Genomic DNA, 16,054 nt, shown 5'->3' on the forward strand with positions numbered 1-16,054 from the left:
ACCGCGCGGGCGATCCCCTGTGAATTGATTCTTTCAAGCCGCCTCAGGGCATCACGGCCGTCACGCGGTAGAAATTGCTGTTTCCCGGAACCGAATGTCCCCAGCTGTGAGTGGTGGTGGATCCCGCCTCGAACCAAGGTCCGTCCGGCGTGGTGGCCCTCTCCACCACAAAGCTGGCGCTGGAGAAGGGATAGTCCCAATTCAGCATGAACAGGTTGCTTTGGGGGTCGCGGCTGTGCGTGAGGTTTTCCACCGGCGGGATGCCGCCACCTTCCCACCAGATTCGGTTGTGGGGGTCGTTTTCGAAGCCCGGGCCGCCGAAGGCGCCGTCCCAGCCGGAGAAACGCACGTGCCCGGCGTCACGGCTCTTATAGACGTTTTTGGCGTTGCTGCCGGCGTGGGTGGGAAAGCTATTGTTCGCGAACATGATATTCTGCTCGCTGTCGATCCAGAGCAGGGTCCCCCCGAAAGCGCCGTCGCTGAACACGCAGTTGGGGAGGGCGTAGTTGCCTTCGGCCCAGCTGCCCAGGGCCAGTTTGAGCCCGTTGCCGTTCAGGTTATGGAAGTTCGTGTAAGCGGCGTTGATGGTGCCTCCGGAAAGCACTTCCAGGCCGAAGTAGCCGGCTCCGCGACCTCTGAAAGTCACGGGGCTGGAGGCGCTGCCCTGCGAGGTCAGGCGGGCTGAGAGGCCCACGAACAGGCCTTTGCCGCCGCCGATCCGCACCTCCGAGCCAGCCTCGCAGAGGAGCTCTCCCCCCGCCAGAACCTGGAGGTTGCCTGCCGAGATGAGGGTTCCGCCGTTCAGGTGCAGGGTCGCATTGGCGATGGTGTTGTCCCCCGTACCATCGATGGTCAGGTTGCCGTTGGCGTTCACGGAGCTGGCGTAGGCTATGTTCAGCTGGCCCATGATCATGCTGTTGCCCATGATGGTGAGGATGCCGTTGTTGTTCAGCGGGGTGACGTTGCCGCCGTCATCAGGGTCAGAACCGCGCCTGTTGTAGGCCGCGCCGCCCTTGTTTATTTTCACGTTGTGGAACCAGCTGCCGCTGAAGTGGCTCACAGAGGCGTCGGCCAGCCCCACCAGCTCGATGGTGCCTCCGCTGGGCTGAAAATCGTTGCGGAGAACCGTGAAATCTTTGGGCGAACGGATGGTCCCTCCGCTGATGTTGGCGGAGAAGCCGTAGGAGGAGGAGGGAACGATGTAAACCCCTTGGTTCAGGAATTCCAGCACGCCGCCGCTCATGGAGATGGAGGCGTTTCCCCCGGATGGCCAGTAGGAGTCTGCGCTGCCCCCGTATACCGCGAAGTTGCCCCCGGAGATGAACAGGTTTCCCTTCAGGCCGATGTTGTCGCCCGGCGCCGGATTGGCCAGTTCGATGGTGCCGTCCGCGCTCAGCCACCAGTTGCCGGCGATGCCGTTGTCAGCCAGGTCCCGGGCGTCGAACCAGGCGTAGGGCTCGCTGATCTCGATCCCGCCGGAGGTCCAGTCGTAAACCGCGCAGGCCACGTAGGAGCCGCCGTCGATCCGCAGCGCCCCGCCGTTGGCCACTTCCAGGATGTGAAACCCTTCGTCGCCGTACACGGTTTGGCTGCCTATTCCGGCGAAGACCACGCGCGAACTGCCGTCCAGATAGGATAATTGGGCATAGTTGGTCCAGTCTCCCTCCACCGTCACCCGATTGTTCAGGGCGTCGAACCTGCCGTCATAAATGGCGTAGCTTCCTTTGAGGCGCAGGTTGCTGTTCAGGGTCACCCTGCCGCTGGAAGTGATGGTGAGGTGGTTCAGATAGGCGTCCGCCCCCGCCAGGCTGATGCTTTGGTCCGTGCCGGTCGTCTTCAGGGTCCCGTTTGCCCATTGCACCCCCCGGTTGACTGTAGCGTTGTAATCGTTCAGATCCCCCCGCAAATGGATGGTCCCGGCCAGGGTGGACACGTTGCGGCACCCGTAATAGTTGTAGAAATTGCCGTTGATGTGGAAATCCTCGGAGCCGCTCAGATAGAAGGTATAGGTCCCCTCCACATCGGAGCGGAGATTGAACAGCCGGGTGTTCGGGCTGTAGTTGTAAAGGGTGGAATCGCTCAAGCCGTCGAGTTCGACGGTGCCCATGGCCATCTGGACGTTCGAGCCGGGGTGGAACCACATGTCCCCGGCACAGAAGATCTCGGCGCCGGTGTGGGAGATCTGGGCCGCCGAGCCTGAATTCCAGTTCAGGTCGCCGTTCACATCCAGGTTTAAATTGCCGTTTATGTAAAGCCAGCCGGTGATGTTCGCGTCCTGCGCGACCACCAGGCTGCTGCTGCTCAGGGTGAGCCAGCTTCCGCCTTCCAGGGTAAGGCTGCGGCAATAGGCCGTGGTGAGGGTGGTGACGGGTTTGCGGCTTGTTCCGGCCGGAATCAAAACGTCCACCGAACTGGTGGGGATCTGGTTCGTGCCCCAGTTGCCGGCCTCGTTCCAGAGGCTGGATATGGCGCCGGTCCAGACGGCGGTAACCCGGGTGTTCGGATTCTCCTCCGGGCTGGCGCCGGCGGAGCGCTCCTGGTCAAGGTCTGGCCGGGCCGTCTGGGCGTAGAGCCCGCCGGCCAGCGCGCCCAAGGCCGCCAGAGCCACTAAAATCATCAATCTGCCTGTATGCATGGTCTCTCCTAAAAATCTGGGTTGACTGAATTTATCCTGCCCAAGCCTGTTTCAGGCCCTGGCGTTAATCTCGGGTCCGGTTCCGGGAAACGGAACCTATATTATCAACTTAATCACTCTTTCATAGATGTCAAAGATTATTTATTCACAACTTCTTTTCTTACATCCGCCATCCCCCTTGAGCCCAACCTGCTCACATCCCGGTAACAACCCGCTTAGTTCCCACTTGACAGGCGGGAACTCAGCGGGATGTTCAGGGGAGGCGGATGGGAGAAGGAAATGGGAGCGCCACGTGGCGCAGGATAGCCACGTAGCGCAGGATGCCGATCCTGCGGAAAGCCACTTATCCATTCTGGCGCTGGCCGTCATCCCAGCGCTGCCGTCATCCAGACCGTCATCCCAGCGCTGCCGTCATCCCAGCGCAGGCTGGGATCCAGACCGTCATCCCAGCGCAGGCTGGGATCCAGAGAAGTTCCGCTCATGCACCAATGCCAAACCTTCAGGCAACGCCTTAACCCTCTTCAAAAGACCTGGATTCCAGCCTGCGCTGGAATGACGGAAAGTACAGCCGCCACGCCACGATCTGTCATTCCGGGGTGGCGTGTTAACGCCGGTGTCCCGGAATCCAGACGGTCAAACCATAAAAACTTCATCTCCAAGTCGGGTTCGACGCAGACGCAGTCTGCCTCGACACCCTCCGAGGGCTATTCCCGCGAGGCCTGGATTCCGGGGCCCCTCCCCAAGAATGACGCCAATGACGACACTTTGTTGAACAGGCGCGGATTCAGGGTCTCGTTTCGCTGTCATCGATGCCCCTGCGTCGTCTTACTCCAGCCTCACCCCCGAAATGACCCAGGCCCAGGCTCCGTTTCCCCTAAAACCGAGACAATGAAAGGTCAGGGCATCACGGCGCTCACTTTGTAGAAATATTGGCCGGGGGGATCGGTCTGGTCCCAGAATTTGTCCGCGGTCGAGGCCTGTTCCACGAAAGTGCCGTGGGGCGTGGCGCAGCGATAGATCTTGTAGGTGGCTTCGGCGAAGGGATAGCTCCACTCGAGGCGGACGGCGTTCGCGGGTGGTTCGATATAGCTGAGAGTGAGCGCTGTGACCCCCGGGATGGGGTCGCCGTCCCAAAAGACGCGGTTCGAGAGGTCAAACTCGTGCAAGGCCCCGCCGAACTCACCGGACCAGTTTTTGAAATAGGTGGAGCCGATGGGGGCCACGGTGCCCTTTTTAACGTTGTAGGTGGCGCCGCCGTTGTTGGCGGGGAAGACGGCACCGGTGACGATGAACGACTGGCCGTTGCTCACGGTGAGGAGGGCGCTTCCGGTGGCGGGGATCCCCTCGCGGAAGACGCAGTAATCCAGGGCATGATCCACGTCCACGACAGCCGTTCCGCGGATCGAGACCCCCGTGGTGTTCATGTATTCGAAGATGGTGTGTTCGGCGCTGATGAAGCCGCCGTCGTCGATCCAGAAATTGTAATAGCCGCTGTCGAGACGCGAGACCAGGACCGGCAGCTCAGCAGTTCCCAAAGCCAGCAGCTGGCCTCCGGCTTCGGCGAGGAACATTTTCGCCATGCCCATTTTCAGCTGGGAACCCGCTTCCAGGAGCAGGCGTCCGCTGCCCGAGACGGTGAGATTGCCGGAACAGAGGATGTGGTGGCCGTTGGTTTCCAGGGTGCCGCAGAGGATGTTGACGGGCGCGGCGTTCAAAGAGCTGAGGTTCCCGGCGAGGCTGACCTGGTTGGCCTCGGAAATCAGGAATCCGGCTTTGACGGTGACATCGTTCAAAGATAGGCTGGACCAGCGGTCCGGGGGTTCCTCCGGACGGGAGATCGCCTTGAGGACCTCGAGCTCCCAAAACCAGCTGGAGGCGGGGGAAACGACGTTGTCATCGCCATCGCCGGTGAAACGGACCCGGCCCCCCGTGGGCTGGAAGTTTCCGCGCTGGTCCACCCAGCCGCCGTTGACTGAGATGGTTCCGCCGCTGAGGTTGAACACGCAGCTTGGGGCCCCGTCTGAGATCAAGACCCCGCTGTCGATGAACATCACGCCAGCAGACATGGTCAGTTGGGTGGCGCAAAGGTTGCCGAAGGTGAAAGGTCCCGTTCCGCCCTGAAAATCGACCAAAGCGTCGCCGGAGATGGTGAGGGAGCCCTCCAGGCCGAAGCTTTGGGCGGGATCCTGATGGATCTCGAGCTGGCCTCCGGAGACGTTTATGATCCCGTAGAGGGCGTCGTTGGCGAGGTCGAGGACATCAACGTTGCTGGCGTAGCCGCAGTTCAGGGTCCCTCCGGAGGCGTAGGACTGGATGCTGTAATCCTGGTCGGAATTGAAGCTGAGGGTTCCCGGCGCGGAGGGCGGGGCGTTGTCCACTTCGTTAAGGCTGGAAGAGGCGTTGAAGCTGACGTTGTTGCGGACGGTGAGGGTTCCCCAGATCCAGGTTTCGTCGTGGAAAACCAGGTTCCGGCCGGCGGCGGCAAAGTTGTCCAGAACGTTGTCAAAGCCTGTCTGGCCGAAGACCTCCTGGGTGACGCCGTTGCCGGTGAAGGAGATGGTGTCTCCATAATAATAGGCTTCCGGACCCGCGTTGTTGCTGAAGTTTCCGGCCAGGGAGAGCAGGGGCGGGGCGTAGAATTCTCCGGACTGGAGGGTGAAGGAGCCGCGGAGGTCCAGGTTCGTGGTCTCGAGCGTGCCGTCGGGGCCTTTGTCCACGGTGAGGTTGTGCAGGTGGCTGGCGCCGCCCGTATCGGTGATGTAGTTGCCTTGAGCGCCGGTCATCACGAGGGTGCCGTGGTCGAAGGAACAGCTTCCGCCGGCTTCGATCTGGAGGTTGCCACCGCAGAAGGTGGAGCCGGAATAGCCGTGGTAGAAAGTATTTCCGGCAGCCACAAAGATACTGCCCGTAACGGTGACGGGGGCGGAGGAAGTGACTCCGAAAGTGAGGGAACTGGCGCTTTTTTGCAGGCTGAGTTGCCCGAAGCTGACCGGGCTTTGCACGGTGAAGGTGGAGGTGGAAACTCCCGAGACCAGCAAAGCGCCGGGGAAGTTTATCGCAGCCCCCGGATAAACCAGGAGATTCTTCTGTAGCTCGAGGGTGTTCGTGGCAGCCGACCTGAGCAGGGAGCCGTCGTAACACCTCATCTCCCAGACGTTCAGTCCGGAGCTTCCGGACAACGTGGTTTCGCCCCATTGGTAGAAGACGTCGGTGACCGTGAGGGTCCCGTTCAGGATGGACAGCGATGTTCCGGACCCCACGGTGAGAAACTGGCAGGCGGTGCTGTAGATCACCATCGGGAATCTGTCAACTCCGTCAGCGAGGATGATCGCGTGTTCGGACGGCAGAGGAACATGGCCGAGGGACCAGTTTTGCCAATGATTCCAATACAGGTCCTCAGCGCCGGTCCAGGTATTGGTATCCTGGGCGGCCAAGAGGGCGGCAAAACAGAAAACCAGCAGCAGCAGGGCTTTCTTCATCAGAGACTCCTTTTAAGGCCCGGTTTGAAAATGTTTCCGGGCCGAACCGGATGAACTTTGCAACTTTGGTCAATATTCATGGTACGCGATTCATCTGTCAATGATAATCTGATGTGAATCAGGCGGGAACTGTGGAAAAAACACAACTCACCTGTTCCGACCAGAGGGTTCAGGCACTTTTCATTGACAAAACCGGGCGGCCCAAAAATGTGTGAACAAAGTCAAAAACTCACTGGAGAAATGATGAGCGACCAGCTGCAAGACCTTTTACAGCGCGTGTATGACGAGGGCGTGAACAAGGCGAAAGCGGAGGCCGAGGCGATTTTGGACAAAGCGAAAGCCGAGGCGGAGGCGATCCTGCAAGATGCCAAGGCGGAAGCGGCCAAGACCGTTGCCGGCGCCCAAAAAGAGGCGGCGGACATCGCCAAAAACACCGATTCGGACCTCAAGATGGCCGCGCAAAACACCCTGAGCGCGGTGAAGCAAAAGCTCACGGAAGTGTTGCTGAGCGAGGCTTTCGACCCCAAACTGAAGGAAGCCGCGACGGACGCGGATTTCGTGAAGAAACTGATCCTGGAAATGGTGGCCGCCTGGAAGGAATCCGGCGGGACGGTGAGCATCAGCAAGAGCCTGGAAGGCAAGCTGGAGCAGCATTTCGCGCAGAGCCTGAGCGCCAGCGCGGGCCAGGGCCTGAAGGTGGAGTTTTCGCCCCAGATGAAGAACGGCTTTGCCATCTCGCCCGCGGGCAACGACTATAAACTCAGCTTCACCGACGAGGATTTCGCCAACCTCTTCAAATCCTACCTGAGACCCCGCAGCAGCAAGATCCTCTTCAAATCCTGACACCCATGCGCACCCAGTATTACTACTTCGTGACGGGTCTGCCGGCGCTGTCCATCGACGACAGCAAGAGCCAGCTGAGCACCGCGCAATTCCTCGCCGAGGCCAAAAACCATCTTACGGCGAAGGATTTCCGGCTGCTGCTGCTGCTTTGCCTGCCGGAGGACGCCGACGACCTGGCCCGGATCATGCATGGTAGCGAAAACGAGGGCCGGCCGGTGGGGGAAGGTTCCCGGGATTTCTGGAAGGGCTACCTGGAGCGGATGAAGGCCCGGGCGGCGGGTTCCAGCGAGGCGCTGCCCAAAGATTACAGGGTTTATCCGGAGTTCTGGCACGAGGCCGTCCTGGCGGCCTATTCCGCCGAGGAAATGCCTCCCCAGTTGGACACCCGGCACAGGCTGCTGGCGGGTTCCTATGAATACTGCGCGGGGTTGGGCAACAAATTCCTCAGCCAGTGGTTCGAATTCAACCGCGACCTGCAAAACATCCTCACCGCCATCAACGGTCGCGCCCACGAGGTGGATTATTCCCGCTGGCTGGTGGGAAGCGGCGAGCTGGTGGAAAAGCTGGCGAAAAGCAACGCCGCGGATTTTGGCCTCGGCAAGGGCCACGAGCTCTTCGAAAGCGTCCAGCGCGTCTGGGAGCAAAACAACATCCTCTACCGCGAACGCGGCTACGACATCCTGCGCTGGAAATGGATCGAAAACCACAATTTCTTCAACTATTTCAACGCCGACCGCGTGCTGGGCTATTACGCCCAGCTGCGCATCGTGGAACGCTGGCTGAACCTGGATCCCGGCTATGGCAGGGAAATGTTTCAGGATACGATGGACGCGCTGTCCGGCAGCTTCGTCTTTCCGGATATCTTCAAAGTAAAATCGATAAAATCATAGAAGGTTAAAACGTATGACCAAAGGCACCGTTAAAGGAATAATCAGCAACCTGGTTCAGGTGGAGGTGGACGGCCCGGTCTCCCAGAACGAGATCTGCTACATCGACCTGGAAGGCACGAAGCTGATGGCCGAAGTGATCAAGGTGACCGGCAAGATCGCCTACACGCAGGTGTTCGAGAGCACCCGCGGCCTGAGGCCTGGCTACCCGGTGGAATTTTCCGACCGCATGCTGGAAGTGAAGCTGGGGCCTGGCATGCTCTCCAAGAACTACGACGGCCTCCAGGACGACCTGAACAAGATGGAGGGCATGTTCCTCACCCGCGGCGAATACACCGATCCGCTGGACGAAGACAGCAGCTGGGAGTTCGAGCCGCTTGCCAAGGCAGGCGACGAGGTGATCCCCGGCGACTGGCTGGGCTCCGTTCAGGAAAACTGGATCAACCACAAGATCATGGTACCCTTCAAGCTGGAAGGCAAATTCCGGCTGAAAAGCGTGGCGGCGGCGGGCAAATACAAGCTCACCGACACCATCGCCGTGATCACCGACGCCGACGGGCAGGACCAGGAACTGAACATGATCCAGTATTGGCCGGTGAAACTGCCCATCCGGGCCTATGAATCCAAGCCGCGGCCCTTCAAGATGATGGAAACCGGCGTGCGCACCATCGACACGCTCAACCCCATCGCCGAGGGCGGCACAGGCTTCACCCCGGGCCCCTTCGGAACCGGCAAGACCGTGCTCCAGCACAGCATTTCCCAAAACGCCGAGGCCGACCTCATCATCGTGGCCGCCTGCGGCGAACGCGCCAACGAAGTGGTGGAGCTCTTCACCGAATTTCCCGAACTGGACGACCCCCGCACCGGCCGCAAGCTGATGGAACGCACCATCATCATCTGCAACACCTCGAACATGCCGGTGGCGGCGCGCGAGGCCTCGGTTTACACCGCCATGTCCATCGCCGAATATTACCGCAGCATGGGCCTGAAAGTATTGCTGCTGGCGGACTCCACCTCCCGCTGGGCCCAAGCCCTGCGCGAGATGAGCAACCGCATGGAAGAACTTCCGGGCCCGGACGCCTATCCCATGGACCTCCCGGCCATCATCTCGAACTTCTATTCCCGCGCGGGCTACGTCTATCTGAACAACGGCCAGGCCGGCTCCATCACCTTCATCGGGGCCGTGTCGCCCGCCGGCGGAAACCTCAAGGAACCCGTAACGGAATCCACCAAAAAGGCCGCCCGCTGCTTCTACTCCCTCTCCCAGGACCGCGCCGACAGCAAACGCTACCCCGCCGTCGATCCCATCGATTCTTACTCCAAATACCTCGAATACGACGAGGTGATCGAATATCTGAACGCCAACATCGCGCCCGGCTGGGTGGAGAGCGTCACCAAGGCCAAGGACATCCTCCTGCGCGGCAAAGAGGCCAAAGACCAGATCAACATCCTGGGCGACGACGGCGTCCCCCTGGAGTACCACGGCCGCTTCTGGAAAAGCGAGTTGGTGGACCGCATCATCCTGGTGCAGGACGGCTTCGACCCCGTGGACAAATCCACCCCCATCAAGCGCCAGGCCTATATGCTCAACCTCGTGCTCAAGACCTGCGACACCCCGCTGGCCTTCGACAACTATGAGGAACTCCAGCCCTATTACACCAAACTGATCAACGCCCTGCGGCAGATGAACTATCAGCCCTTTGAAAGCGATGATTTTAAGAGATACGAGTCCGAACTTCAGAAGATACTTGAGGAAAGGAGGGCTAAGTAATGGCCGGTACAGCATTTCATAAGATATATACCAAGCTCACCCAGATCACCAAGGCCACCTGCGCGGTCACCGCGACCGGCGTGGGCAATGAAGAACTGGCCACCGTCAGCGGCCGCCTGGCCCAGGTGGTGAAGATCATGGGCGAGACCGTGACGCTGCAGATCTTTTCCGGCACGGAAGGGATCGGCACGGACGCCGAAGTGGTCTTCTTCGGCCACCCGCCCCTGCTGAAAGTGGGCGAACAACTGGCCGGAAGGTTTTTCAACGCCTATGGCGACCCCATCGACGGCGGCCCCGCGATCGAGGGCGAGGCAGTGGAGATCGGCGGGCCCTCGGTGAATCCAGTCCGCCGCAAGGACCCTTCGGAACTGATCGCCACCGGCATCGCCGGGATCGACCTCAACAACACCCTCGTCACCGGGCAGAAGATCCCCTTCTTCGCCGATCCGGACCAGCCCTACAACCAGGTGATGGCCACAGTCGCCCTGCGCACCAAGGCCGACAAGATCATCCTGGGCGGCATGGGCCTCTCCAACGACGATTTCCTCTATTACAAGAACACCTTTGAAAACGCCGGCGTGATCGACAAGATCATCTCCTTCGTGAACACCACCGACGATCCGCCCGTGGAGCGGCTCTTGGTGCCGGACATGGCCCTGGCGGCGGCGGAATATTTCGCCATCCAGAAGAACGAATCCGTGCTGGTGCTGCTCACCGACCTCACGCTCTATTGCGACGCCCTGGCCATCGTGAGCAACCGCATGGACCAGATCCCCTCCAAGGATTCGATGCCGGGCTCGCTCTATTCGGACCTCGCCAAGATCTATGAAAAGGCCGTGCAGTTCCCCGCCGGCGGCTCCATCACCATCATCGCCGTGACCACCATCTCCGGCGGAGACATCACCCACGCCATCCCGGACAACACCGGCTACATCACCGAAGGCCAGCTCTACCTGCGCCGCGACAGCGACATCGGCAAGGTGGTGATCGACCCCGCCAGAAGCCTTTCCCGCCTGAAAACCAAGGTGATGGGCAAACGCACCCGCGCCGACCACCCCCAGGTGATGAGCGCCTCCGTGCGCCTGAACGCCGACGCCACCAACGCCAAAACCAAGATGGAAAACGGCTTTGACCTCTCCGATTATGACCAGCGGACCATGGATTTCGCCCGCGACTATGCCATGCAGATCCTGGCCATCGACGTCAACATCGACACCGATGAGATGCTGGACACCACCTGGGCCCTCTTCCGCAAATATTTCACCCGCGAAGAAGTGGCCATCAAAGACGAATTCATGCAACTCCACTGGGACCAAGGATGAAGTTCCAATATAACAAGATCTCGCAGCTGATGCTGGAAAAACAGCTCAAGGTGAGGGCCAAGGCCCTGCCCACGCTGAAAAACAAGGAATCCGCCCTGCGCATGGAGGTGAAACGCGCCCGCGACAAAGCCCACGAACTGGATGAACGGATCCGGCGGGAAACCGCTGAACTGGACCAGTTCATGAAGCTCTGGGCAGAGTTCGACCCCACCCTGGTGCAGATCAAGCAAGTGGAGATCCTCACCCGCAACATCGCCGGAACGCAGGTTCCCGTGCTGGGCCGGATCGATTTTGAGCTGAGGGATTACGACCTCTTCAGCGCGCCTTCCTGGTATCTGGACGGCATCGAAATGGTGAAGGGCCTGGCCACGCTGCAGGTGGAGCGGGACGTCTTCTGGCGCAAGATGCAGATCCTGGAATATGTGCGCAAGAAGACCACCCAAAAGGTGAATCTCTACGAAAAGGTGCAGATCCCGGCCTTCGAAGACGCCATCCTGAAGATCAAGCGCTTCCTGGAGGACGAGGAAAACCTCTCCAAGGCCGCGCAGAAGATCCTTAAGGGCCGCACCGCCAAGGAGGCCGTGGCATGATCGAGAAGATGCGCAAATACAGCTTCGTGCTCTATCACCGCGATTACGAGGCCTTCCTGGCCCAGCTGCAGAAACTGGGCGTGCTCCATCTGATCCGTAACACGGAAGCCAAGACCGAATCGCTGGTGAAGAACCTCGAACTGATCGGGGACTTCGCGGAAGCCACTTCATTTCTGCAGAAGCTGGCCTCGGAAGCGGAGAAAACCGCCACCGCCCTCACGCCCAAGATGCTGCTGAACAAGATCACGGAAGCCCGCGGGGAGAAAGACCGGCTGGGGAGGCAGGCCGAAACCCTGCGCAAGCAGATCCGCGAATTGGAGCCCTGGGGCCATTTCGACTATGAGCTGGAGAAAAAGCTGGAAGCCGATGGCATTCAGGTGGATTTCCACACTTGCCTCAAAAATCACTTTAAGTCACAGTGGGAAGAAGACTACGCCATCAAGAAGATAAGCGAAGTCAACGGCATCCTCTACTTCGTGGTTTTCCACACCGGGGAAAAGCCCGTTCTGGAGGCCGACAGTTTCACTTTCCACAAGCACACCATCCAGGAGCTGGAAGATCAGCTTAAGGGCGTGGAAAGCAGGATCGCCGACATCGACGAGTATCTGCAAAACACGGCTCCCACGGCGATCGAGAGCTTCGCGGCGGAGATCGGCCGGCTCAGCGAGGCCTGCGAATATGAGGACGCCACCCTGCAGGGCCTCAGCGCGGCCGACGACCATGTCCGCGTGGTGGGCGGCTACATTCCCGAGCGGCTGGAGCCTGAATTGAAGGGCTTTCTGGAGCAGAACGGCATCATCCACTTCGCCGCCGACGCCACCGTCGAGGACAATCCCCCCGTGAGCCTGCGCAACTGCTGGTTCGCCCGCCTCTTCGAGCCGATCAGCCGGATGTACATGCTGCCGAACTACAACGAATTTGACCTCACACCCTTCTTCGCGCCCTTCTTCATGCTCTTCTTCGGCTTTTGCAACGCGGATATCGCCTATGGCGTGATCTTCATCCTGCTTGCCCTATTCCTGCGCTTCAGGGCCAAAAACCCAGCCATGAAGAGCATGATGACCCTGGTGGCGCTCTTCGGCGCGGCCTCCATCGTGATGGGCTCCGTGTTTGGCTCGGTGCTGGGCTTTGACCTCAAAGAAACCTCCCTGGACAAGTTCGTGGTGGTCCGCAATTATGACCAGATCTTCAATTTTTCCCTGATCCTGGGCGCCATCCAGATCCTCTTCGGCACCCTCGTCAACGGGGTCAAGCTGTCCCGCCAGGGTGGCTTCAAATACTTCCTGGCACCCTTCGGCACCTTCCTTTTCCTGCTGGGGCTGATCATCCTCGGGGCGGGATTGCTGGATGCCGACATCTCGCGGGTCCAGCCCTATGTGAAATACCTGATCTGGGCAGGCCTGGCCTTGCTGCTGCTTTTCAACAACCCCGCCAAGAGCATCCTGAAGAACGTCCTGGGCGGGCTCTGGCTGCTTTACAACGTGGTCACCGGCTTTTTCGGAGACATCCTCTCCTACATCCGCCTCTTCGCCCTCGGCGTTTCCAGCGCCATTTTGGGCTTCGTGATCAACTCCATCGGCCAGCAGTTCCTCAGCATCAAGATCCTGGGCCCCGTGATCTTCTTCCTCTTCATGGTGGCCGGCCACGGGCTCAACATCGCCCTCGGCGCTCTCAGCGGCTTCGTGCATCCCCTCCGCCTCACCTTTGTGGAATTTTACAAAAACGCCGGCTTCAATGGACCCGGCCTCGAATACAAACCCTTTGGCAAAACAAAAAAGATAAATACATAACCTGGAGGTTACATGCCTTACATTCTCTTACAACCTGTCACTGAAGCCGTCGCCGCCATCGGCGGGGGCAACCCGGCCTATATCCTGGCCTGGGTGGGGATCTTCATCATGGTGGCCCTCTCCGGCATCGGCAGCGCCTGGGGAACGGTGAACGGCGGTTCCGCCACCGTGGCCGCGATGAAAAAACGCGACGACATCTTCGCCAACTGCATGATCCTTTCCGCCATGCCCGGAACCCAGGGCCTTTACGGCTTCGGCGCCTTTTTCATCCTGAAAGAGCACATCAACCCTGAAATGACCATGATCACCGCCGCCGCCATTTTCGGCGCCGGGCTCATCTCCGGGATCACCAACCTCGTTTCCGCCTATTTCCAGAGCCGCATCGTGGCCAACGGCATCGAAAGCATCGGCAACGGCAACAACGTGTTCTCGAACACCCTCATCCTGGGCGTGTATCCCGAGCTCTACGCCATCATCGCCTTCGCCGCCTGCTTCCTCATCAGCGGCATGCTGCCGATGTGATCTGAACGCTGAACCTATCCGGACAGGGGGCCCCGCGCTCCCTGTCCCGTTCGTTTAACCCGGGAGATAAAAATGGACATCTACACCAACGACCAAATCCCCAGCCCGCAGCCTGAGCAGCCTGAAACCCACCCTCAGCGCCCGGAACCCCACCGCGGCATGCTGGTGCTCATCTTTGGGATCATCGGCCTCTTCACCTGCGCGATCTTCTCCATCCTGGCCTGGATCTTCGGCAATGAAGACCTCAAAAAGATGGAATCCGGCCGCATGGACCCCGCCGGCCGCGACACCACCAACGCCGGACGCATCCTGGGCATCATCGGCGTGGCCCTGAACGTGCTTGGCCTCCTGGCCGGACTGGTGGGGGCCATCTTCATGTTCGGCCTCACCATGGCCGGAATGAAAGGCCTGTTCTGATCTGACTGGTGGCGGCGGAGCCCGCCGCCGGCCCGATGCGCCTTCGTCTGGAAAGGACCGCCACCCGCTTCCCCGGCGGACGGGGCCCTGTCCTCATCCTGCTTTTCTCGCTGAGCGGCTATGTGGCCCTGCATCTGCTGCTGGAAGCCGGATTGAGGCTCTGCTGGTTCCGCGCCCTCACCGGCATCAATTGTCCCACCTGCGGGCTCTCCCGCGCTTTTTTGGCCCTCTTCCGCGGCCGCTTCCTCCAGGCTTTTCTCTCCAATCCCTTCATGCTGTCCTTCACCCTCTTGGTGTTACTGCAGCTCTTTTCCACCGTGGCTTTCAAACGCCGCCTGGCCCTTGAGGCCACCGCCCGCGAACGCAAGCTTCTCCTGGCCTTCTTCCTTGCCCTCTTTCTGCTCAACTGGGCCTGGCTGATCTTCTTGGCGCCCCTCGCCTGAGCCGGGGTCCGGCAGCCTGGAGTCCAGCGAGCCTGTGAGCATGGACTACAGGACCAGAACGGGCTGGGCATTCGCATTTCATACGGATTTACGGATTGAACGGATTTACGGATTGAAAGGGTTTAGGGATTGAACGGATTTAGGGGTTGAACGGGTTTAGGGATTGAACGGGTTAACGGATTGAACGGATTTACGGATTTAAACATCCCCCACCCCGCTGGAGTCGAGCGACGCAGGAGCATCGACTACAGCAGAACATTCTCCACCCAGCCCCAGAGTGTCATTCCGGGGAAGCGTGCGCCAGCACGCGGGGACCCGGAATCCAGCCCTTGCGGGAATAGCCAATCCCAGTTCCGGTCCAAGCGGGGATCGATGCAGACTGCGCTGTATCGACTCCCTCAGGGGCATTAGCCGGAAGGCCTGGATTCCGTCACTGCGTTCCGGAATGACGCAGATTTGGAGCGAGGCGGTGATGGCCTGGATTCCGGGACCCCGGCGTTAAAACGCCACCCCGGAATGACAGGGTGTGAGAGGGTGGATGAATGGCCAGGATTCCGTCACTGCGTTCCGGAATGACGCAGGGTTGGAGCGAGGCGGTGATGGTCTGGATTCCGGGACCCCGGCGTTAAAACGTCACCCCGGAATGACAGGTTCGGGCTGGGGCCACACTCAAGACGGAAGGCGGTGGCTTCAGCCACCGTACTGGGATGAGCCCCCAACCTTGTAAACAGACGATGTCCGTTTGGCTTCAGCCACCGGCTTCCTTCTTTTCGAAGCGCACAGACATTCCTTGCCGCAGCCGAAGCTCCCGGGTCGCCCCACCCCAACGGAATCAGCTTCTCCCTTCCGTGTTTCGCCCTTTAGCTCAGCCCCTTCGCCTCTTGTCCGCCTCCCCCTGACTTCCCGCCTGTCAGGCGGGAACTCAGCGGGAAGTGAGTGAGAGGCAAACGGGAGGAGGCTAAGGGCGAAAACCTGGAGGTTTGACGCCAACAGGTCCGGACAAAGAATCCCAACATTTTGCTTCGCTCCGCGTTGAAAAATATCAACAGCCGGGCCTGGATGCTCAAACACATCACCTGTAAAGGATTTATCCCAAGGCAAGCCGAAAAAAGATGGGCGTTGCGCCAGCCGGCAGAGAGCCATCACGATCGGGATTTTTACCGGCCTGATATTCATGAATAGAATGTAACTCTATGGCATATAAATCGATATACGTGAGACCGGAGATAATGGCATCATCAGGTTCAGGCATGAACAGACAATCATGGGATGATTAATAATTGTAACATTGTTCTTGACATCAATCCAATCCCCGCCATTTATTGGGAACGTGGGGTTTTATCCGCGGGAAAGGC

The 16,054-nt window shown here is 59.7% G+C and carries 12 protein-coding genes; 9 read left to right on the forward strand and 3 right to left on the reverse strand.

All coding sequences use genetic code 11. From position 1 onward, the window contains the following. Positions 1–43: 43 nt before the first annotated feature. Positions 44–2,635 carry a hypothetical protein gene (locus LHW45_00985; GenBank protein MCB5284159.1) on the reverse strand — a complete coding sequence of 864 codons (2,592 nt, stop codon included), beginning with the start codon at positions 2,633–2,635 and terminating at the stop codon, positions 44–46. A gap of 896 nt (positions 2,636–3,531) precedes the next feature. Next, on the reverse strand, positions 3,532–6,114 hold the full coding sequence (locus tag LHW45_00990) for a hypothetical protein (protein MCB5284160.1): 2,583 nt from the start codon (positions 6,112–6,114) through the stop codon (positions 3,532–3,534). A gap of 243 nt (positions 6,115–6,357) precedes the next feature. On the opposite strand from LHW45_00990, the gene LHW45_00995 reads away from it, so the two are divergent. The 9 genes from LHW45_00995 (at position 6,358) to LHW45_01035 (ending at position 14,699) form a co-directional block, all read left to right on the forward strand. Next, positions 6,358–6,957 (forward strand): V-type ATP synthase subunit E, encoded by a 600-nt coding sequence (locus tag LHW45_00995; GenBank protein MCB5284161.1) that lies wholly within the window; start codon positions 6,358–6,360, stop codon positions 6,955–6,957. Positions 6,958–6,962: 5 nt separating this feature from the next. After that, positions 6,963–7,847: a DUF2764 domain-containing protein gene (locus LHW45_01000; protein MCB5284162.1), complete on the forward strand. Its 885-nt coding sequence runs from the start codon at positions 6,963–6,965 to the stop codon at positions 7,845–7,847. Between the two features lie 13 nt (positions 7,848–7,860). Further along, the gene (locus LHW45_01005) at positions 7,861–9,615 is read left to right on the forward strand and encodes a V-type ATP synthase subunit A (protein MCB5284163.1); all 1,755 of its coding nucleotides are present in this window, start codon (positions 7,861–7,863) and stop codon (positions 9,613–9,615) included. Continuing rightward, on the forward strand, positions 9,615–10,937 hold the full coding sequence (locus tag LHW45_01010) for a V-type ATP synthase subunit B (protein MCB5284164.1): 1,323 nt from the start codon (positions 9,615–9,617) through the stop codon (positions 10,935–10,937). Before LHW45_01005 ends, LHW45_01010 begins: the two co-directional genes overlap by 1 nt. Beyond that, positions 10,934–11,527 (forward strand): V-type ATP synthase subunit D, encoded by a 594-nt coding sequence (locus LHW45_01015; GenBank protein MCB5284165.1) that lies wholly within the window; start codon positions 10,934–10,936, stop codon positions 11,525–11,527. The genes LHW45_01010 and LHW45_01015 overlap by 4 nt, the downstream gene beginning before the upstream one ends. Beyond that, entirely contained in the window at positions 11,524–13,317 is a 1,794-nt protein-coding gene (locus LHW45_01020) for a hypothetical protein (protein ID MCB5284166.1), read from the forward strand. Before LHW45_01015 ends, LHW45_01020 begins: the two co-directional genes overlap by 4 nt. Positions 13,318–13,425: 108 nt before the next feature. Continuing rightward, positions 13,426–13,839 (forward strand): V-type ATP synthase subunit K, encoded by a 414-nt coding sequence (locus LHW45_01025; GenBank protein MCB5284167.1) that lies wholly within the window; start codon positions 13,426–13,428, stop codon positions 13,837–13,839. 72 nt (positions 13,840–13,911) lie between these two features. Next, positions 13,912–14,256 (forward strand): DUF4190 domain-containing protein, encoded by a 345-nt coding sequence (locus tag LHW45_01030; GenBank protein ID MCB5284168.1) that lies wholly within the window; start codon positions 13,912–13,914, stop codon positions 14,254–14,256. A gap of 35 nt (positions 14,257–14,291) precedes the next feature. Beyond that, positions 14,292–14,699: a DUF2752 domain-containing protein gene (locus tag LHW45_01035; GenBank protein MCB5284169.1), complete on the forward strand. Its 408-nt coding sequence runs from the start codon at positions 14,292–14,294 to the stop codon at positions 14,697–14,699. Positions 14,700–15,786: 1,087 nt separating this feature from the next. Here the strand turns inward: LHW45_01035 and LHW45_01040 are convergent. After that, complete coding sequence (locus LHW45_01040; protein ID MCB5284170.1) at positions 15,787–15,951, reverse strand: hypothetical protein; 165 nt, start codon at positions 15,949–15,951, stop codon at positions 15,787–15,789. Between the last annotated feature and the right edge of the window lie 103 nt (positions 15,952–16,054).

It is taken from the genome of Candidatus Cloacimonadota bacterium (genome assembly GCA_020532085.1).
Classification (GTDB): domain Bacteria; phylum Cloacimonadota; class Cloacimonadia; order Cloacimonadales; family Cloacimonadaceae; genus Syntrophosphaera.